17 protein-coding genes are annotated in these 20,101 nt (G+C 64.7%); 13 read left to right on the top strand and 4 right to left on the bottom strand.

Annotated features, from left to right (window positions below):
- Window positions 1-111 precede the first annotated feature (111 nt).
- The 8 genes from ACMZ6R_RS11435 to ACMZ6R_RS11400 all read left to right on the top strand — a co-directional run bounded on the left by ACMZ6R_RS11435 (window position 112) and on the right by ACMZ6R_RS11400 (window position 5,525).
- Window positions 112-831 carry an alpha/beta fold hydrolase gene (locus ACMZ6R_RS11435; protein ID WP_416111489.1) on the top strand — a complete coding sequence of 240 codons (720 nt, stop codon included), beginning with the start codon at window positions 112-114 and terminating at the stop codon, window positions 829-831.
- Window positions 831-1,586 (top strand): ATP-binding cassette domain-containing protein, encoded by a 756-nt coding sequence (locus ACMZ6R_RS11430; protein WP_416111487.1) that lies wholly within the window; start codon window positions 831-833, stop codon window positions 1,584-1,586. Before ACMZ6R_RS11435 ends, ACMZ6R_RS11430 begins: the two co-directional genes overlap by 1 nt.
- Window positions 1,586-2,305, top strand: a complete 720-nt coding sequence (modA, locus tag ACMZ6R_RS11425) for a molybdate ABC transporter substrate-binding protein (RefSeq protein ID WP_416111485.1) — start codon at window positions 1,586-1,588, stop codon at window positions 2,303-2,305. The genes ACMZ6R_RS11430 and modA overlap by 1 nt, the downstream gene beginning before the upstream one ends.
- Window positions 2,306-2,308: 3 nt before the next feature.
- Entirely contained in the window at window positions 2,309-2,998 is a 690-nt protein-coding gene (locus ACMZ6R_RS11420; RefSeq protein ID WP_416111483.1) for a molybdate ABC transporter permease subunit, read from the top strand.
- A gap of 79 nt (window positions 2,999-3,077) precedes the next feature.
- A complete protein-coding gene (locus tag ACMZ6R_RS11415; protein ID WP_416111481.1) occupies window positions 3,078-3,329 on the top strand; it encodes a FeoA family protein in 252 nt (83 codons plus the stop codon).
- Between the two features lie 124 nt (window positions 3,330-3,453).
- Window positions 3,454-3,705, top strand: a complete 252-nt coding sequence (locus ACMZ6R_RS11410) for a FeoA family protein (protein WP_416111479.1) — start codon at window positions 3,454-3,456, stop codon at window positions 3,703-3,705.
- A gap of 153 nt (window positions 3,706-3,858) precedes the next feature.
- Window positions 3,859-4,311, top strand: a complete 453-nt coding sequence (locus ACMZ6R_RS11405; protein ID WP_416111477.1) for a C-GCAxxG-C-C family protein — start codon at window positions 3,859-3,861, stop codon at window positions 4,309-4,311.
- Window positions 4,312-4,514: 203 nt separating this feature from the next.
- Window positions 4,515-5,525, top strand: coding sequence for a DUF1566 domain-containing protein (locus ACMZ6R_RS11400; RefSeq protein ID WP_416111475.1), 1,011 nt, complete (start codon window positions 4,515-4,517; stop codon window positions 5,523-5,525).
- Between the two features lie 95 nt (window positions 5,526-5,620).
- Here ACMZ6R_RS11400 and ACMZ6R_RS11395 read toward each other — a convergent pair whose 3' ends face one another.
- Window positions 5,621-7,666, bottom strand: coding sequence for a methyl-accepting chemotaxis protein (locus tag ACMZ6R_RS11395; RefSeq protein ID WP_416111473.1), 2,046 nt, complete (start codon window positions 7,664-7,666; stop codon window positions 5,621-5,623).
- Window positions 7,667-8,026: 360 nt separating this feature from the next.
- Between ACMZ6R_RS11395 and ACMZ6R_RS11390 the strand changes: the two genes are divergently transcribed.
- From ACMZ6R_RS11390 to ACMZ6R_RS11380, 3 genes are all read left to right on the top strand, one after another.
- On the top strand, window positions 8,027-9,763 hold the full coding sequence (locus ACMZ6R_RS11390; RefSeq protein ID WP_416111471.1) for an ATP-binding protein: 1,737 nt from the start codon (window positions 8,027-8,029) through the stop codon (window positions 9,761-9,763).
- A complete protein-coding gene (locus tag ACMZ6R_RS11385; RefSeq protein WP_416111469.1) occupies window positions 9,760-11,127 on the top strand; it encodes a sigma-54-dependent transcriptional regulator in 1,368 nt (455 codons plus the stop codon). The genes ACMZ6R_RS11390 and ACMZ6R_RS11385 overlap by 4 nt, the downstream gene beginning before the upstream one ends.
- Before the next feature lie 302 nt (window positions 11,128-11,429).
- Window positions 11,430-14,441: a PAS domain S-box protein gene (locus ACMZ6R_RS11380; RefSeq protein ID WP_416111467.1), complete on the top strand. Its 3,012-nt coding sequence runs from the start codon at window positions 11,430-11,432 to the stop codon at window positions 14,439-14,441.
- 35 nt (window positions 14,442-14,476) lie between these two features.
- Here ACMZ6R_RS11380 and ACMZ6R_RS11375 read toward each other — a convergent pair whose 3' ends face one another.
- The 3 genes from ACMZ6R_RS11375 to ACMZ6R_RS11365 all read right to left on the bottom strand — a co-directional run bounded on the left by ACMZ6R_RS11375 (window position 14,477) and on the right by ACMZ6R_RS11365 (window position 17,425).
- On the bottom strand, window positions 14,477-15,490 hold the full coding sequence (locus tag ACMZ6R_RS11375) for a DUF459 domain-containing protein (protein ID WP_416111465.1): 1,014 nt from the start codon (window positions 15,488-15,490) through the stop codon (window positions 14,477-14,479).
- A 97-nt stretch (window positions 15,491-15,587) separates the two neighbouring features.
- Window positions 15,588-16,751, bottom strand: coding sequence for a DUF459 domain-containing protein (locus ACMZ6R_RS11370; protein ID WP_416111463.1), 1,164 nt, complete (start codon window positions 16,749-16,751; stop codon window positions 15,588-15,590).
- Window positions 16,752-17,053: 302 nt separating this feature from the next.
- Window positions 17,054-17,425, bottom strand: a complete 372-nt coding sequence (locus ACMZ6R_RS11365; RefSeq protein WP_416111461.1) for an SH3 domain-containing protein — start codon at window positions 17,423-17,425, stop codon at window positions 17,054-17,056.
- A gap of 241 nt (window positions 17,426-17,666) precedes the next feature.
- Here ACMZ6R_RS11365 and argF point away from each other — a divergent pair, with 241 nt between their 5' ends.
- The gene (gene argF, locus ACMZ6R_RS11360; RefSeq protein WP_416111459.1) at window positions 17,667-18,575 is read left to right on the top strand and encodes an ornithine carbamoyltransferase; all 909 of its coding nucleotides are present in this window, start codon (window positions 17,667-17,669) and stop codon (window positions 18,573-18,575) included.
- 21 nt (window positions 18,576-18,596) lie between these two features.
- A complete protein-coding gene (locus ACMZ6R_RS11355) occupies window positions 18,597-19,790 on the top strand; it encodes an argininosuccinate synthase (protein WP_416111457.1) in 1,194 nt (397 codons plus the stop codon).
- Window positions 19,791-20,101 lie beyond the last annotated feature (311 nt).

The raw sequence follows: 20,101 nt of genomic DNA, 5'->3' as shown, positions 1-20,101 counted from the left end.
CGAGGATAGAAATACGGGTGATGCTGGATTTTACTGTTCATTAACTGTAGCATGTGCCGCATGCCGCCCGGCGACAGGCCAGGTGCGCCGGTTGCCGACAAAGGAGGGAGCATGGCCACATTCGTTTGCGTGCATGGCGCGTTTCAGGGCGGCTGGGTCTGGAAGCGGACCGCCGAAGCGCTTTTTTCCATGGGGCACCGGGTGTATGCGCCCACGTTGTCCGGGTGCGGCTTTCATCGCCACACCATGGACAAGGAACTGGGACTTGGGGCGTATGTACGCGATCTAACCCAGTTTTTCGAGCTGGAAGACCTCTCGGACACGTTTCTCGTCGCCCACAGCTATTCCGGACTTATCTGCGCCGGGGCCATGGCCGAGCTCATGGAACGGTTGGCCGGCACCGTCTATGTGGAAGGCATCATTCCCCAGCCCGGTAAGTCCTTTGCCAGTCTCGGCGGCGAACCCTTCCGGGCCATGCTCGAATCCAGGCTCATCGACGGCTGGCTGGTCTCGCCGTGGGAGGCGGGTCTGTTCGGTGTGGCCGGCTCGCCCGATGCGGACTGGTTCATGGCCCGTGTGGCCCCATTTCCTCTGGCCGCCTTCACCGACCCGGCGCTTGGCGAACTGGTTTTTCCCGCCAAGCGCCACTATCTGCGCTGCGCCCAGAATCCCAACCCTATGCTGGTGGCCATGGCCGAGCGGGCAAAATCCCTCGGTTTTGCCATGCACTCCATCGAAAGCGGCCATTGCCCCCAGATGACGGTGCCCGTGGAACTGGCCCGGGTGCTGGCCACCATCGTCGACAAGAAAAACGGTGAGGCCAAGGCGTAATGACGCTCCTTGCGCGCCTGACGAAAAAACTCCCCCATTTCACCCTGGATGTGGAGCTCTCCTGTCCGCCCGGCGGCATCCTGGTGCTGACCGGGCCATCGGGGTCGGGCAAAACCACTATCCTGCGGCTTCTCGCCGGTCTGGACGATCCGGACAAGGGCCGGGTGGGTCTCGACGGCGAGATCTGGCGCGATACGGCCAAGGGCATCCGCGTCAAGCCCAGGCGGCGCGGGATCGGGCTTGTTTTCCAGGAATACTCGCTTTTCCCCCACATGACCCTGGCCGAGAACGTGGCCTATGCCACCAAGGACACGGCCTTTGCCGACGAGCTGCTCGAGTTGTTCGGCATCGCCCACTTGAAGGACGCCCGTCCAGGGACCATGTCCGGCGGCGAGCGCCAACGCGGGGCGCTGTGCCAGGCGTTGGCCCGGCGGCCCAAGGCGCTTCTGCTCGACGAACCCTTTTCCGCCCTGGACGCCGCCACCCGCGTGACGCTGCGTCATGAACTTCTGGACGTTCGGGATCGGTTCGCCATCCCCATCGTGCACGTGACCCACGATCTGGCCGAGGCGGCGATTCTCGGCGATCAGGTCGTGACCATCAACCGGGGGGCCATCGACCCGGACTGGTTTGGCACCCAGCTGTGCCAGTACCGGCAGGAGCGCGAGGCGCTTTTCGCGCGTTTCGGCGCGGCTTCCCCCGCCATGGCCCGGCCCCGGGCAAACCCCCAACATTGCTGCGAGGAGGGAATGTGATGCTGCGAATTCTTTGGACTTGCGTCCTGGTGCTTCTCATGGCCGGTCAGGCCCTGGCCGGGCCTTTGACCATCGCCGCCGGCGCGGGCTACAAAAAGCTCGTTACGGATTTGGCCGCCGCGTATGAAAAGACCTCCGGGACCAAGCCGGAGCTCATCTTCGGCAATATGGGCCAGGTCACGACCCAGGCCAAGGCCGGCGGCGTCATCGACGTCATCATCGGGGAGAAGGGTTTTCTGGAAAAATCCGGTCTGAAATTCTCGGGCGTCGCCGAGATCGGCCACGGCATCCTGTGTCTGGCCTGGCCCAAGGGCAAAACCTTCACCGACGCCAAGGAGATCGCCAAGCCCGATGTCAAGCGCGTGGCCATGCCCGATGCCAAAAAGGCCATTTACGGCCGGGCCGCCACCCAGTTTCTGGCCAAGACCGGCCTGGACAAGACCATCAAGGATAAGCTCCTGGTCGTGGCCACCGTGCCCCAGGTCACCACGTACGTGGTCAGCGGCGAAGTGGACGCCGGCTTCGTCAACCGCACCGACATCATGAACGTCGGCGACAAGGTCGGCGGCTATCTGGAAGTCGATCCGTCGCTGTACGCGCCCATCGTCATCGTGGCCGAATCCCTGGCCGGCTCGCCCAATATCGCCGGGGCCAAGTCCTTCTCCGCCTTTCTGGCCACGGATGCGGCCAAGGCCATCGCCAAAAAGCATGGGATGTAGGGATTGACTCCGGAAGCCATTGTAGCGGCCCTGTCCGACCCGGGCGTCCTTTTTCCCATCAGGCTGACGCTTTGGGTGATGGCCGTGGCGATTCCGGTGTTCTTCGTGCTCGGCGTGCCCCTGGGCTACCTGCTCGGCCGGGGGCACAGCCGGGTGATTGCGATGCTCGATTTTCTGGTATCCCTGCCGTTGGTGCTGCCGCCCATGGCGGTGGGCTTTTTCATGTTGCTGCTCCTTGGCCGCAAGGGGCTCATCGGCGCGCCGCTCCAGCATTTTCTCGGCGTCGAAATCATCTTCAGCTTTCCCGGCCTGGCTCTGGCCGCCATCACTTCCGGCATCCCGCTGATGGTGCGGCCGGTACAGGCCGCCGTGCGCGGCGATCTGCTCCGCTTGGTCGAGCTTTCCTCCGTGCTCGGCAAGGGGCCGCTGACCACCTTTGTCCGGGTGGTGCTGCCCCATTGCCGCAAGAGTGTGGCGGCCGGGCTTTTTCTGGCCACGGGCCGGGCGCTTGGCGAGGTCGGCGTCAGCCTGCTCTTGGGCGGCGATATCGTCGGGCGCACCAACACCATCTCTTTGGAAATATACAACGCCGTTTTTACAGGCGATTTTTTTCGGGCCGGGCTCTTGTCGGCCCTTTTGGCCTTGGTTTCCCTGGGACTTACCTATGCGCTCAAGCGGACGGGCAGGGGATAGGGCTTGCGTGTTCGGTCGAAAGGGAGCTTGACAATCATTCTCAACATGGCTAGATGAAGCTCCAGGAAAGGAGCACCACATGGCCCCCCTTCATTGCCTCGCCCATTTTCCCCCCGGCAGCCGCGTGCGCGTCGAATCCATTTGCGATTGCCCCAAGGCCAGGGGCCGGCTCTTCGCCATGGGCATAACACCCGGTACGGTGATCGAGATCACCGCCTGCTGTGGCGGGCCGGTGTGTCTGCGGGCCAGGGGCACGTGCCTTTCCATCGGACGCGGCTTGGCCGAGAAGGTCATGGGCCGGCTGGCCGAGGACTGTGTTCAGGCGGCGTAGTTTTTCGTTCCTTCCTCCGAACATTGCGGACAGCCCGGCTGGTCTTGCCGGGGGGACGACCAAACAGTCTTGACCGGCGTCCCGGAGAGCCTTCTTCGGGCGCTGTTTTTTTGGGGGAGCGCGCATGGCCACAGATGGGACAACGCCGAGCATCGGCCTTCGCCGGCTGCGGGTCGGCGAGAAGGCCCGCCTTGTCCGCGTGGATGCCGGGGGTGAGCTTGGCCGGCGGCTGCGGGATATGGGCTTGGTTCCAGGTACCGAGGTGGAGGTCATCGGTCGCGCGCCGCTTAAGGACCCCGTGGCCTTGCGGCTGCGCGACTTCACCCTGACCCTGCGCAACAACGAAGCCGACCACATCACCGTCACCTTGCTGTAAGCCGTTTGCGGCCGCAGCGCCGCCCTCGCGTTTCCCCTTGAAAAGAGGCCATGAGCCGTTCCGTTTCGTCGCTTGCCTCGGGCGTTGCGGCCCGGTATGCCGTTTGCGAAGTGCCCAGACGGCCAATACCGGCCACGAACCCGGAGGGAGACCATGTCTGACGCGACACAGGCGGCGGTAACGCATTTTACGAGCGGCTACAACTGTTCCCAGTCCGTGCTCATGGCCCTTTGCGCGCCGTATGGCCTGGATACGGACACGGCCGCGCGGCTGGCCACGGGATTTGGCGTGGGCATGTACCGGGGGGCGACCTGCGGGGCCGTATCCGGGGCCATGCTGGCGCTTGGGCTTTTCGGCGGGGGCGGCGGTGCGGATAACGCCGCGTCCAAGGCCGCGACCTATGACCGCATCGAGGACTTTTACACTAGGTTTCGCAAGCTCCACGGTTCGCTGGTCTGCCGCGAACTCATCGGCCTGGACCCCTCCACCCCCGAAGGCCTCGAACGCGCCCGGCGGGAGGGCCGCTTCAAAACGCTCTGCATGTCCTTCGTGCGCGACGCCACGGCCATCGCCGCGGGCATTATCGAGGAAACGGGCAAAGCTTGATGGGGAAGAGGGGGCGAGAGGGGAAACTCTTTGGAACGGGTTCTTCCTTCTCGCGCGCTTCCCTTTTTAAATTTTTTCAATTCGGCGTGTTGCAGGATATTTTTCAGTTGCAGAAAGGCGTTGGCACGGGGACTGGGAGATGCGCTCTGCATCCCTTGTACCTTGGTCTGGCCACGCGGCCCGATGGCGGGTAGACTGACCGGATGGCGCTTCAGTTTTCTCCAATGGCGGTGCTGCCGACCGGGCAGACGACCTGCCACGATGCGCACGGTCGGGAAATTTCCTGCCCCGGCAGCGGCCAGGACGCGGCGTCTGCCCGACGCGGGCGGATGGACGGGGACCGATTTGTTGCGGACGATCCCGAACTGGTTGCCGACGCGCTGACCGGCCTTGTCTGGCCACGTGACGCCGGGCTGGCCGGCTTCCCCATGCCCTGGGGCGAGGCGCTCGCCTTCGCCGCCGGCTGGGCCCGCGACGGGCGCTTCGGCCGGTCCGACTGGCGGCTGCCCAACCGCCGTGAGCTGCGAAGCCTCGTTTCCTACGGGGCCGCGCGTCCGGCTCTGCCGCCCGGGCATCCCTTTCGAAACGTCTTTCTCGGCTGGTACTGGACCGCGACAACCGCCGCGCCCGCGCCGGGCTATGCCTGGTACGTCCATATGGAGGGCGGGCGGATGTTTTACGGCCGCAAGGACCAGGACTGCCTGTGCTGGCCCTTGGCCGGGGACATGCTCCTGCCGCGCACCGGACAACTCAGGTGCTTCGATGGAGCGGGGGAGGGCATCGCCTGCGTCGGCACCGGGCAGGACGGGGAGCTGCGCCAGGGAGCGCCCTGGCCGAGTCCGCGTTTCGAGATGCGCGGCGAGGCTGTGCGCGACCGACTGACCGGCCTCCTCTGGGCCCGCGCGGCCGATGCGGCCAGGGGAACCGTTGCCTGGGAGGAGGCTCTGGCCGTTGCCGCCGCCTTTGGCGAAGGCTGGCGGTTGCCCGACATCAACGAGCTGGAATCCCTGGTCGACGCCGATTGCGCCTTTCCGGCCCTGCCCGCCGGACATCCCTTCACGGACGTGGGCGAAGCCTACTGGTCCGCCACCACCAGCGCCTTTGAACACGATTGGGCCCATGCCCTCTACCTCCACAAGGGGGCCGTGGGCGTGGGCGTCAAAAGCGGTCGGGATTTCCTGGTCTGGCCTGTTTGCGGCCCAGAAATAATATAACGCGCTAAAATTTATAAGATTTAGGAAGGGGAGAGTGCGAGAGGGGAGAACCCTTTTCAAAGGGTTTCCCCTCTCGCACTTCTTTTCCCTTCCCCCTAAAACCGTTCGAAATCGTCGTCCGACGTGTCGCCCGACAGGTCGAGGGGCACGCCGCTTGTGCCCTTGGCCAGGGGCTTGGCCGTCGGTTTGACCGGGTTTGCCGGTTTGGCGGCAATAGCCTTGGGCGCGACGCGGTGAGCTTTATGCACCGTGTCCAGGCGGAAGTAGGCGACGGTTTCCTGGAGCTGGAGTGCCTGCCCCGAGAGCTCTTCCGCGGTGGAGGCCATTTCCTCGGAGGCCGAGGCGTTTTGCTGTACCACCTGGTCGAGCTGCTGGATGGCCCGGTTGACCTGTTCGGCGCCGGCGTTTTGTTCCACGCTCGAGGCCGCGATTTCCTGGATGAGTTCGGTCGTGCGCTGGATGTCGGGCACGATGCGGGCCAGCAACTCTCCTGCGTTCTCGGCGATTTTGACGCTCGAGGAGGACAGCTCGCTGATCTCGCCGGCGGCGTTGCCGCTGCGCTCGGCCAGCTTTCGTACTTCGGCCGCCACCACCGCGAAGCCCTTGCCGTGTTCCCCGGCCCGAGCCGCCTCGATGGCGGCGTTTAAGGCCAGCAGGTTGGTCTGGCGGGCGATTTCCTCGATGATGCCGATTTTTTCGGCGATCTGCTTCATGGCCGAAACGGTATGGGCCACGGCCTGGCCGCCGCTTTCGGTATCCTTGGCCGTCTTGAGCGCCATCTGTTCGGTCTGCTTGGCGTTATCGGCGTTCTGGCGGATATTGGCGGCCATCTGTTCCATGGACGACGAGATCTCCTCGACGCTGGCCGCCTGTTCCGTCGCGCCTTGCGACAGGCTCTGGGTCGTGGCCGAAAGCTCCTCCGAGCCCGAGGCCACGTTTTCCGCCCCGCCCTGGACCTGTCCCACCACCTCGCGCAGCTTGGCGATCATGTGGCGCAGCGCCGCCGCCAGTGCGCCGATTTCGTCTTTCTGGTCGAGATCGATGCGCTGGTTGAGGTCGCCGGCGGCCAGTCCCTCGGCCGCACGGACCCCGAGGAGGACGGGTTTGGTAATCATGCGGGAAATGATGAGCCCGAGCACCACGGCCAACAGCACGCCGATGCCGATGCCCGAGACCAACATGACCATTGCCCGGGAGGCGGCTTCCTCGCCGTTCTTCTTGCCCCGCTGGGCGGCGGCCAGGGAGTCGGTCATGAGCTCGTCGAGCAGTTTGAAGCAACGGATTTGCTTGTCCCGCGTGGTGACCATGGCCTGCTGGCGCATGCTGGCATAGATCGCCTCGATGCGGGCCACTTCCTCGCCCATGGCGGCAAAGTGGCTCATGGTCTTTTCCACGGCGGGTATGACGTCGTGCTGCACGAGGGCGATCCGTTCCTCGCGCGGGGTGTTGCGGGCGGACAGAGCCTTGAGTTTGGCCACGGCCCTGTGCAGCGCCTCGTGGACGGGCTGGATTGTGGCCAGGTTCTTGCGGAAGACGGGGTTCTTGATGTCGCGGCCCTCGCTGTCGAGCCACTGGCCGAAGGCGCAGGCCGCGGCGTCATCCCCGCCGGTCAGGGGCGCGCCGGAAAGGGCCAAGGCCCAGGCATCGCTCAAAAGCTTGTAATGGTCGCCGCGGAATTTGGCGATTTTGCCGCTTAACACGTTGGGATCGCCAAGGTCGGACTTGTCCCATTCCCGGGCCGCGTCGAACGTCTCGTTGTTGATTTTGACCCATTCCTGCCAAGCGGGAACGAATTCCTGCCAGAGGCGCCTCGCCTCTTCCGTTTTGGGCAGTTTCTCGTATTCGTTCCAGGCTTCGTGGTAGCTGTCGCGGACACGGGTGATGTTGTCGTACTGGCGTTTGCGGTCCTTTTCGGGCACGCCGGGCACGAGCAGGGTCCGCTGGGCCACACGGATGGATTCGCCTGCGATCTTTATGAGTTGCAGATCACGCACGGCCGGCATGTCGACGTCGGTGACGATGCTTAACTGCTTGGAAACGGTCGACAACCCTGCCAGCCCGACCAACCCGACAACGAGCGTGATGGCGGCGCTGAGAAGGAAACCACCGATAAGTTTGACCCCGAGTTTCAGATTCCGCATGAAATACACCCCGTTGCCAGATGTTGAAGAGGAAAGGCATGCTGATGGTTTCCCGAATTCCCTACGGCGGCGAGTGACGGCTTGTCAAATTTATCCGATTTGTTTGGTGACGTTTGCGACGGCCACCGGGCAGGCGAAAAGGGTTGCGATGCCTGGAACACTCCATGCAGAGGTTTGCCCGGCTGGCGGGGTTCTCTCCGGAGGAGGGCCGAATCCGCCTCTGTTCTGGACAGCGGTGGGATTGTATCGTATAGAATTTAACCAGATTGTATGGATTTTATGCAGAACAGGCTCCTGACGCGCGCAAGGAATGCGCTCGCATTTCTCCGGCGAAATCCTTTTCGCGGGGCGTCGTCGCCCTTGCTGGTCATCGGTGCGGCCGTCATCCTGGCGGCCGTCGTCATCACCATGGCCGCCATCGACCTGGGCCGTGAAAAGCAATACGTCACCCAGCTCTTGCTGGAAAAAGGCGCGGCCCTGATAAAGGCCTTCGAGGCCGGCACCCGCACTGGCATGCGCGGCGGCTTCGGAGCCAATGTCCGATTGCAGCACCTGCTCGAGGAAACGGCCAACCAGCCCGGCATCTTCTATATCGCCGTCACGGACACCGGCGGCCGCATCCTGGCCCACAATGACGCCAAGCGTATCGGCGGCCAGCTCTTCACTCCCGAAGCCATGCGGGAACTGGCCCCGGACGCCACGGAAAAATGGCGTCTGGCCACGGAGGATGACGGCCGCGAGTCGTTTGTGGTCTACCGGCGCTTTATTCCCTCGGCGCGGGGCCGGGGGCTCCACGGCTTCCATGGCCACCATCCCCCCATGGGCGATCCTGGCTTTTTCTGCACCGATGACTGCGACGCTCCCGGGGGCCAGCACGACTTGCGCGGCATGCCCCTGGTCATTTTCGTCGGCCTCGACGTCGCCCCCATCGAGGCCGCCCGCCGGGTCGATCTTCAAAACACCCTGACCACGGCCGGCGTGCTGCTGGTCCTCGGGCTTGGCGGCGTATTGGCCCTTTTCTGGGCCCAAAGCTACCGCGCCCAGCGCCGGGCCTTGCGCCAGACCACGGCCCTGGCCTCGGAAGTGGTGGCCGCCATGCCGGCGGGGCTGTTGCTCGTGGCCCCGGACGGCCGGGTGACCATGGCCAACGGCGCGGCCGAAAACCTGGCCGGTGTGGCTTCCGGGGGGCTCGTCGGCCGACCGGTCGGCGAGGTGCTGCCGCCGGATATCCTGGAAAACGGGGAGGGCGGCGAGCGCCAGATGGACGTGGCCATAAGCGGTGGCGCACCCATTGCCCTTGGCGTGGCGGTCTCGGCCGTGCGCACCGAGGAGGGAACGCCCGTGGGGTCGCTGGTCGTGCTGCGGGACCTGCGTGAGATGCGTCGGCTGGAAGCCGAGATAAGGCGGCGCGAGAAGCTGGCCGCCGTCGGCAATCTGGCTGCCGGGGTTGCCCACGAAATACGTAATCCTTTGAGTTCCATCCGGGGCTACGCCGCGTATTTCGGTGCCAAGTTCGCCCCGGGCAGCGAAGACCGGCAGGCGGCCGAGGTCATGGTTCGCGAGGTGGACCGTTTAAACCGCGTGATCTCCGAACTGATCGAATTCGCCCGGCCTTCGGACATCAAGCGCCGGCCGGTGCGTCTGGCCGATCTGGCCTCCCACGCCGCCCGGCTGACCCTGCCCGACGCCACGGCCCGGGGCGTGTCCGTGGACATCTCCGGCGCGGCCGACGGGCCGGAAGTTACCGCTGATCCGGACCGCCTTACCCAGGCGCTGCTCAATTTGTGCTTAAACGCCATACAGGCCATGCAGCCCGGCGGCGTCATGACCCTGGCCGCAGGCACCGCCCCGGACGGACGGGCGTTTTTGTCCGTGGCCGATACCGGCGGCGGCATCGCCGACGCGGAGCGCGACCGGATTTTCGATCCGTATTACACCACCAAACCGCATGGGACCGGATTGGGGCTGCCCATTGCCCATAAGATCGTGGCGGCCCACGGCGGCGAGATCGTCCTGACCGCCCGGCCGGACGGCGGCACCGTGGCCACGGTGTACCTGCCGTCCGACAACCGGCGGCACAAAAGCGGGGAAGCATGAACCAGGCGCAAATACTTGTGGTTGACGACGACGCCGGGCATTTGTCCATGTTGCGGACGGTGCTTTCCGGCTGGGGCTATGCCCCGCAAGGGGCTTCCGATGGTGAGCAGGCCGTGGCCATGGTCCGGGAGAAGGCTTACGACGCCGTGCTGCTCGACGTGCGCATGGCCGGCATGGGCGGCATGGAGGCGCTCACGCGCATCAAGGAATACAACCCTTCGGTGCCGGTCATCATCATGACGGCCTATTCGTCGGTGGAAACGGCTATCGCGGCGCTCAAGACCGGAGCCTACGACTACCTGACCAAGCCCCTCGATCTCGACGTGCTGCGCCTGACCTTGGAGCGGGCGCTGGACCACATGCGTCTGGCGGCGGAAAACGCCTCGCTTCGCGAACAGCTCGGCCCGGTGGCCGGAGGGCCGGAAATCATCGGCAAGTCCAAGGCCATGCGTGATCTTTTCAACATGATCGGCATGGTCGCTCCCACCGAGGCCACAGTGCTCATTACCGGGGAATCCGGCACGGGCAAGGAGCTTGTGGCCAAGGCCATCCACGCCGACAGCCCCAGGACCTCCGGGCCGCTCGTGGCCGTCAACTGCGCGGCGTTAAGCGAATCCCTGCTTGAATCGGAACTTTTCGGCCATGAAAAAGGGGCCTTCACCGGGGCCGAGCGCCGCCGGGAAGGGCGGTTTCTGGCCGCCAACAAGGGCTCCATCTTCCTCGACGAGATCGGGGAGATCGCCCAGCCCATCCAGGCCAAGCTGTTGCGCGTCATTCAGGAGCGCGAAATCCAGCGCGTGGGTGGGGACAAGCCGGTGGGCGTGGATGTGCGCATTCTGGCTGCCACCAACCGCGACCTCAAAAAGGAAGTGGAGGAAGGGCGGTTTCGCGAGGACCTTTATTACCGCCTCAATGTCGTGACCGTGACCGTGCCGCCGCTACGGAAGCGCGCCGAGGACATTCCGCTTCTGGCCCAGTTTTTCCTGGCCCGGTTCGCCGAGAAAAACCGCAAACGTATCAAGGGGTTCACCCCTTCGGCCATGGACCACCTCATCCGCTGTCCCTGGCCCGGCAACGTGCGCGAACTGGAAAACGCCGTGGAGCGCGCGGTGATCTTGTCCGTCGGCGAATATGTTTCCGAGCGCGAGTTGCCCCTTTGCGATCCCATCGGGACCAGGGCGGATGCCTCGGCCGGCGCGGGGGCCGCGGGCGGGCTCGCCGGACGGCCGCTCGACGATGTGGAGCGCGAGGTCATCCTGGCCACCCTCGATTCCTGCGGCGGCAACAAGAGCGAGGCCGCCCGCGTGCTCGGCATCACCCGTGCAACCCTGCACAAAAAACTCAAGAAATATGGCGAAGACTAGGGGGGCTTTTTTATTTGGTTTTGAAAAGAGCGTGCGAGAGCGTTTATTGCTTTTCCAGAAAAGTTTTTTCCCGTATGTTTTGGTGAGAAACAGTCCCCGGCATTGTGTCTTTCACAATACATCTGTCTTTTGTAAAAAATAATTATTCAAATATGTTGCCTTCAAAACCCATTGGCACTAGTTTCAAGGGGACGATACGGGGAACAACGCGGCAATAGCCGCTTATGGCCGCAACGTGGACGATACGGCGTACGTGGGGACTCCCACGTCAGGCAGGCGCAGCAATCGGGTGGACATCCTTCATGCCCCAGCAGGGAGCATCCATGGAATTTTTCCCCAAAAGCATGCTCCTTGGTCTCGCCAACAATGCGGCCTTGCTGCTCGCGTTGGCCTTTCTCTACGATTCGTTCACCAGGGCCGAGGCGGCACAGGCCTCGTTTTCCCGGCGCGTCCTGATGGGGCTTTGCCTGGGCGTCATCGCCATGGCCGTGATGCTCAACCCCTGGGAACTGCGCCCCGGGCTTTTCTTCGATACCCGATCCATCCTGCTCGGCGTGGCCGGACTCTTTTTCGGTTTCGTGCCCACGGCCCTGGCCACGGTCATGGTGGCCGGCCTGCGTCTGGGGCAAGGCGGCGTCGGCCTGTATGTCGGCGTCGCGGTCAGCATCGCCTCGGGCCTGATCGGATTGGCCTGGCGGCAATGGCGCAAGGACCGGCTGGCCGGGTTGGGCCTTGGGGAACTCTATGTTTTCGGTCTTGTCGTGCATGTGGCCATGTTGGCCTGCATGCTGCTGCTGCCGGGCCACTACGCGCTGATGACGCTTCGCCGCATCACCTTGCCGGTGCTGCTTGTGTATCCGTTGGTGACGGCTGGCCTGGGCCTGCTCATGGTGCGTCGGCTGGCCCGGAACCAGCTTGTCCTGCGCCTTGCCGAGAGCGAATCGCGCTATCAGAGCCTTTTTGAAAACAACCATGCCGTCATGCTGCTGATCGACCCGGAGTCCGGCGCCGTGGTCGACGCCAATCCCTCGGCCTGCGCCTATTACGGTTGGACGCGCGAGGAGATCCGGCAGAAGAGAATGCATGAAATCAACATGTTGCCACCCGCTGCCGTGAAGGCAGCCATGGAAAACGCAACAACCCGGCGTGCCACCACCTTCAGCTTCCGCCACCGTCTGGCCGACGGACGCATCCGGGGGGTCGAGGTCAATGCCGGACCAATCCGCCTCATGGGGCGGGAACTGCTGTATTCGGTGATCATCGATGTCACGGATCGCCTGGAGGCCCAACATCGCCTGATCGAAAGCGAAAAGCGGTTTCGCCAGCTCGTGGAGCATGCCCCCAGCGGCGTTTTCGTTCAGACCGAGGGCGTTTTTGCCTACGCCAATCCCCAGGCCCGCCGTTTTCTGGGCGCGGATACGCCCGGAGCCCTGATCGGTACGGCGGCGTTGGAGCGGGTCGCCATCCACGACCAGGATCGGGTGCGCGCGCGTATCCATGACCTCAATGTCAACAGGCGTGCGGTGCCCTTGAGCGAGGAAACCATGCTGCGCCTGGATGGGGAGGCGTTTTTGGCCGAAGTGGCCGCGGTCCCTGTCGCCTGGGACGGCAAGGACGGGGCGCTGGTTTTTTTCCGGGACATCACCGAGCGCAAGCGCGACGAAGAACGCCTGCGCCTGGGTGAAGCCCGCATGCAAAGCCTTTTTGCCGTCACCCGGATGGAGGCGGCCGGCCTCGACGAACTGCTTGTCCATGCCGTGGAAGAGGTCAGGCGGCTGACCGGGAGCCGGTTCGGCTGCATGTTTTTGCAGGACGAAGCGGACAGCCGGTTGTCGCGGGTGGCCGAGGCCTGCGATACGCAATGCCTGCTCCATCGGCCGGAGGGGCTCGTTGAGCGGCATGTCCCGGGGCGATGGTCCGAGGCGCTGACGACGCGGCGTCCCGTGGTCATACCCGCGGGGAAGGCGGGCATGGACGGCGAGACTGTGTGCGTGCCCATCGTTTCGGACGAGCGGGTGGTGGCGATGCTGGTCGTTGCCGGCAAGCGGGAACCCTACGATGCCTCCGACATGCGCTCCATTTCCCTGTTCCTGGACACTGTTTGGCGAATGGTGGCCAGACGACGCGATGCGGCCGCATTGCTTGCGGCCAAGGAGGCGGCGGAACGGGCCAGCCGGGTCAAGAGCGAATTTCTGGCCAACATGAGCCATGAACTGCGAACGCCTTTAAATGGCATTCAAGGTATGACCCAACTGCTCGCCGCAACCAGCCTGACGTCCGAACAGCACGAATACGTACACGCCGCCCTGGTTTCCTGCCGCCGGTTGACGCGTCTTCTGGGCGACATTCTCGACCTGTCCCGGGTGGAATCCGGCAAGCTCACCTTGCTCCCCGAATCGTTTCGGCTGGCGGACCTTCTGTCCGCAGTGACCGCGGCTTTCATGCCGGTTTGTCGCGAGGCGGGAATCGACTGGAGCGCGGAAGTCGCCCCGGGCGTTCCCGAGATTCTTTTCGGCGACGAGGGCAGGGTGCGCCAGATTCTCTACAATCTGGTCGGCAATGCCGTGAAGTTCACCAAGACCGGCGGTGTACGCCTTGAGGTCTGGGCCGGCCCGGTCAATGCCTCGGGCTACGGCAGCGTGTTTTTTGCCGTGACCGATACCGGGGTCGGCATTCCCGAATCGGAACTGGAGCGGGTCTTCGAGGCCTTTCACCAGGTGGAGCGGTCGTTTTCCCGGCGCTTCCAGGGGGCGGGACTCGGCCTCGCCATCGTGCGCCGTCTGCTCGACCTGATGCAGGGAACCATCAGCGTGGAAAGCGAGGTCGGCCGGGGCACGCGCTGCGTGTGCGCCCTGCCGCTCGTACAGCCGCTGGCGCAGGGCGACGAGGGCCGAGCCCTCCCGACCGCCGCCACGCCGGGACCGGCAACCGGTGTGCGCGTTCTGGTCGCCGAGGATGACGCCATAAACGCCATGGGCATCAGCCGCATGCTGGAAAAGCTCGGCCATGTCGTGACCGTGGCCCGCAACGGTCAGGAGGCCGTGGAACTTGCCCTGGCCATCCGTCCGGACTGCATCTTCATGGATGTGGGCATGCCGGTTCTGGATGGCGTCAAGGCCACGGCGCGCATCCGGGAGAGAACCCGGGATGTCGGGCAAAATCCCATTCCGGTCATCGCCATGACGGCCCACGCCATGGCCGGGGACAGGGAAAACCTCCTGGCCGCCGGCATGGACGATTACGTGTCCAAGCCCGTGGACCAGGAGGCCCTGGCCGCGGCGCTGACGCGGGCCTGCGGGAAGATTACGGCCTAGAGCCTGAAGCGGACCGGGGAGAATCTTGCTCCTTGTCAGCGTTTGACCGGGAGCCGCAGGGACTGGCCAAGCGACAGGCGGGTGGCTTCCGCGTTGGGATTGATTTCCATGAGATCGTCGGCGGAAATCCCCAGTCGGCGGGCGATGAGGCGAAGGGTGTCCCCTTTTTTCACCGTATAGACCTTGCCGGACGGCCTGGCCTTGGTCTTTTTGGGTTTCGCCTGCGGCTCCGCGGCGGCGGTCTGGTCGGGGGTGGGGTGGACGTCCCGGGCGTAAGCGCGCAGTTCGTCCACGCCGGCGATGGGGGGCAGATGTTCCCGCTTGGCGATGCCGGCCAGGACGACGCCGCCGAGGAGCCTGGCCCCGGCTTCCGTCATATGCACGCCGTCGGCCGTGCGCAGGGTCAGGTGCTCGCCGGTCGCGCCGTCGCGGCCGTGGCGGCTGTAGCGACCGGCGGGATCGCTGAAGGCCGCGTGGGTGTCGATGAAGCGGCAGCCCGGCGTGGCGGCGCACATGGACGAAAGCGCCGCGTTGACCTGGATCGCGCCCTTGGCCAGTTCGGCCTCGCCCATGGCCGGCACCCCCACCCAATAGACCCGGACGTGGGGATTGGCCGCGCGGCAGATGGCCACCAGCTCGCGCGCCTTGGCGGCATAGGCCTCGGGCCAGGCAGGGTTGTCGAAGAACACGCGGCTGCCGTCCGGCCCCTCCACGGGCATGACGTCGTTGGCCCCGATCATGATGACCACCACGTCCGGCGGATCGCCGGCAACGCGCTCGCGCAGCCTGGCCGGCCAGTCGAGGAGTTCGGGTCTGGTCAGCCCGGTCGAGCGCGTGCCGTCGCGGGTGTAGTCGATGCCCACCGCGCCGGCGAGGGCATGCTCCATCTGCTCGCCGAGGCTGATCGAGAGCGAATCGCCGACGACGAGCATCCGCAGAGGGGAGGCGTGGGGCGGTTTGGGGGCGCGTCGGGAAAAGAGGCCCGATGGGGTCAGCACGCTGTCGGGCTGGGTCGTCTCCCCGCTTTCGCCTTTGCAGGAGACGGCCATGAAACACAGGACACAGGCCAAAAGCAGCGGGAGAATGCGCCCCGTCCCGGCACGGCGGGCGTGGGCTGAACCGGTGTTTGGCGCCTCGGCGCAAGGATCATGGCTTGTTGGAAGCCGTTGTATTGGTCGCATCGGATTTCTTGGGCCGAAGTTCCATGTCCTTGGCCAGGGCGGCCAGGAAGGATTGGGCCAGGATGTCGCCCCCGGCCACGGTGAAATGCACCTTGTCGTTGGCCCGCACCTTGATCTTGACGCCCTTTTCGTTGGGCAGAAACGTCGAGTAATTGCCCTGGGCGTCGGTGAGCAGATTCCAGGTGTCGAGAAAACGGCTGGCGCTGTATTTGGCGCACTCGGTCTTGAGTATCCCGTTCATGACCTGGACCTGCTTGGCAAAGGTCGGATCGCCCATGATGGGCAGCCCGATCCAGTAATTGCGGATGCCTTTGTCCTGCAAGGCGCTCAAAAGATTTTCCAGGCGCATGGCGAAGACCTCGGGCCAGGTCTTGTTCGGGCTTCCGGGCGCCCGGGGCTTTTCGTTGACGTTGATGTACTTGGCGTCGTTGGCTCCCATCATGACAACCACGACGTCGGGCTTGTACTTGTCGAGAAAGACGCGCAGCGCCCTGCTCCAGTCGTAATACTTGGGATTGGCCAGGCCGCTTGACACCTTGCCTTCCTCGAACAGTTCCATGCCGTCGAATTCGGCCACGGATCGGCGCAGGGACAAGGACAGGCCGATGGCCAGGGAATCACCCACCACCAGCATCCTGCGGGGGGCTTGCAGCTTGGCGGCCGTCAACTTGGGACCTTCCTGCTGCCCCGTGGCGGGCGCGCCCGGCTGGGCGGTATTCGCGTCGCCAGCCGTCCCGGCATCCGTAACCGGCGGCTTTGGCGGGGCCAGGGCGGCCAGCAACCCGGCCGTATCCACCGGGATGTCGCTTTTGATCACCGGCTGGTTGGGGTCCAGGCGGTCATGCAGGGCCTGGGCCGCCTTGGCCGTGGCCGGTTCGTCGCGGCAGGCCAGGGTGTTTTTGTAGGTCTCGTCGAAAAAAGGCGCCAGGGCGCAGTCCATTTTGCGGGAGACGGTGGCCAGACTGGTCTCGCGCCAGAGGTTGCGCACGTGGCGCACCTCGCGGGCCACTCCGGGGGCGGGGCCGTCGGCCAGCCGCTCATCGACCCACACCGACACCTTTTCAATGTTGGCCACGGCCGTCACCACCAGGGCGATATAAAAAATCAGGCAGGCTTTTTTCCAGCTCATGGGCCTTGACTGTGCTCGGGAGTTAGGGATGGGGCTGTCCGCCGGGAGCCGTCAGTTGGCGCCGGTCCGGGTCAATTCGTTTGCAGCTGGGGTCGGGGCGTGATGGAAGGCGACGACCCGAACCGGCGTTGCGGCGGTAAAAAGGCGTTCGGAGATCCGGAGGATGCGCCGGCAGGCGGCAGTCGGCGGGAAATATTGCATCCGGCTACCTATAGAGCCGGCGCGGCGCTTTGTCCAGACGGAGAGGGGGCGCTGCGGCGGACGGCCTGACTGGCCGACCGCCGCACGACAAGAAAGCTCTTTTAATCGATGTACTTGGTGGCGACCCAGCCTTCAAGCCCCCGGGTGGGGACGAAAACATGGGTCCAGCCGCCCTGGTGGTAGAGCACCTGGACCTGCTCGCCGAGGTCCAGCGAGGCCAGGATGCCGCACTTGGTCGTCGGGCAGGACCGCAGGCTCAGATACTGGGTATTGACCTGGGCGTAGACGACGCTTGGAGCGACCATGACGGGCGCGGGCACGCAGCCGTATCCCGGCGACCAGTAGTAGCCGTCCGGGCAGACGGGCGGTGGCGACGGCACGTACACCGTGGGACCGGCCGCGACCACGCATCCCGACAGAGCCACAAGGGCCGAGAAGCCAACCAACAGGCACACCGTGCGCATTGCCTTCATGAGTGCATCCTCCCGCCTGGATTATGGGCCGACGGGCCCGTGTTTCCGCGCCCGGCCGGACAGGCGGCCCGGCGCCGGATGGGATGTATCAGTATGGGATTTTGCTACCACCCTGACGGCGGCCGGGTCAACGCATCCGGGACAGCGGTATGGCGTCCAGGCCCTTTACAAGGCCTGGCGGATAGGACTATATATTGCCTTTTCTACAATTTACGGCAAGTCGCGTCGCAAGGATATCGTCATGCCCCAACACTTCCTGACCATTCTGGACTTCTCCAAGCAAGAGGCCGCCGCCCTGCTCGACAGGGCCGCCACCATGAAGGCCGCCGATTATCGCTCGGGCCTGCTCGACGGCAAAACCTGCATCCTCGTCTTTGAAAAGGCCTCCACCCGCACCCGCGTGTCCTTCGAGGTCGCCGTGCGCCACCTCGGCGGCTGGCCCATTTTCATGACCCAAAACGATTCCCAGCTCGGCCGCGACGAACCCATTCGCGACACCGCCCGGGTGCTGTCCCGCTACGCCGACTGTCTGATCGTGCGAACCTTCGGCCACCACAAGCTCGAGGAACTGGCCACGGCCGGCTCCATCCCCGTGGTCAACGCCCTGTCCGACGAATACCATCCCTGCCAGATCATGGCGGACCTGCTCACCATGCGCGAGCACTCCGGCGGTTTGCAAGGGCTCACCGTGGCCTTTGTCGGCGACGGCAACAACATCGCCCATTCGCTTATCAACGCCGCCGCCCGCTTCCCCCTCCGCGTGGTCGTGGCCGCGCCCAAGGGCTACGAACCCGATCCCGCCGTGGTTGCACGCGCCCGGGACGAAGGGGCCGACGTGGCCGTGGTCAACGATCCGACCGAAGCGGCCAAGGGCGCGGACTACCTTTATACGGACGTCTGGGCCTCCATGGGCCAGGAATCGGAACAGGCCATCCGGGCCAAGGCCTTCGACGGGTTCCAGATAAACGACGCGCTTCTCGCCCTGGCCAAACCCGATGTCAAGGTGCTCCACTGCCTGCCCGCCCATCGCGGGGAGGAAATCACCGATTCCGTCATGGAAGGACCCCATTCCGTGGTCTGGGACGAAGCCGAAAATCGTCTCCACGTGCAGAAAGCCATTCTCGAATGGATTTTCACCAAGGGGAAATAGCCCCGCAAGAAGGAACGAGCCATGAGCGCCATCAAGAAAGTCGTCCTCGCCTATTCCGGCGGCCTCGACACCTCCGTCATCCTCAAATGGATCAAAAAGACGTATGACTGCGAGGTCATCACCGTCACCTGCGACCTGGGCCAGGAAGAGGAACTCGACGGCCTGGAGGAAAAGGCCCTGCGCACCGGCGCGTCCAAGGCCTATATCGACGACCTGCGCGAAGAATTCGCCAAGGACTTCATTTTCCCCATGCTGCGCGCCGGCGCCATCTACGAAGGCCGCTACCTGCTCGGCACCTCCATCGCCCGGCCGCTTATCGCCAAGCGCCTCGTCGAGGTGGCCCGGGCCGAGGGCGCCCAGGCCGTGGCCCACGGCGCCACGGGCAAGGGCAACGACCAGGTCCGCTTCGAGCTGACCACCGGCGTTTTGGCCCCGGATCTGCGCACCATCGCCCCTTGGCGCGAATGGGATTTCGCCTCGCGCACCGACCTCATCAATTTCGCCAAGCAAAACGGCATCCCCGTCCCCTCGGACAAGAAAGGCTCGGACCACAGCATGGACCGCAACCTGCTGCACTTAAGCTTCGAGGGCGGCGAGCTGGAAGACCCCTGGAACGAACCCGGCCCCGACACCTACCTCCTCACCGTGCCCGTGGAGAAAGCCCCGGATACCCCGGACGTCATCGCCATCGATTTCGAACACGGCGACCCGGTGGCCGTTGACGGCGAAAATCTTTCGCCGGCGTCGCTCATCAAGCTGCTCAACACCCTTGGCGGCAAGCACGGCATCGGCCGCATCGACATGGTCGAAAACCGCTTCGTCGGCATGAAGTCGCGCGGCGTCTACGAGACCCCGGGCGGCACCATCCTGCATATCGCCAAGCGCGACCTCGAAGGTATCTGCCTCGACCGCGAGGTCATGCACCTGCGCGACGGGCTCGTTCCCAAGTACGCCGAGATGGTCTACAATGGCTTCTGGTACGGTCCGGAACGCAAGGCCCTGCAAGCCATGATCGACGAAGCTTCCAGCCGCGTCACCGGCACCGTGCGCGTCAAGCTCTATAAGGGCCAGGCCTATCCGGTGGGCCGCAAGTCGCCCAACAGCCTCTACAACCCCAAGCTCGCCACCTTCGAAAAGGACGAAATCTACAACCAGGCCGATGCTTCCGGCTTCATCAAGCTGGTCGGCTTGCGCCTGCGCGGGCTCGGGAAGTAGGAATTGCCTCCGGCGTCCAGGGGAGGCTCTGCCTCCCCTGGACCCCACTGCCGGGGGGCTTGATGCCCCCCGGTCCCCCCGTTACCGGGTTGGGCTGGTAGGCGGTGGCGGATTTGGTGGCGTCGGGCGGCGGGAGACCAACGTTTGTTGCCGCAATCGGCCCGGCGGCACGAGGGGCTTTCGCCTCTCGACGCCGGACGCGATTGCGGTAACAAGGTGCGCCAGCGGCGAAGCGCCGCCTGTAAAGATGCATTGGACTGCTGACGATAAACCCCTTTGAGAGTTTTTGGGGGAGGGTGGGGGTCCGGGGG

The sequence above is a fragment of the Solidesulfovibrio sp. C21 genome, assembly GCF_047785625.1.
In the GTDB taxonomy this organism is placed as follows: Bacteria; Desulfobacterota; Desulfovibrionia; order Desulfovibrionales; family Desulfovibrionaceae; genus Solidesulfovibrio.
This window is presented reverse-complemented; position numbering and strand designations above follow the sequence as displayed.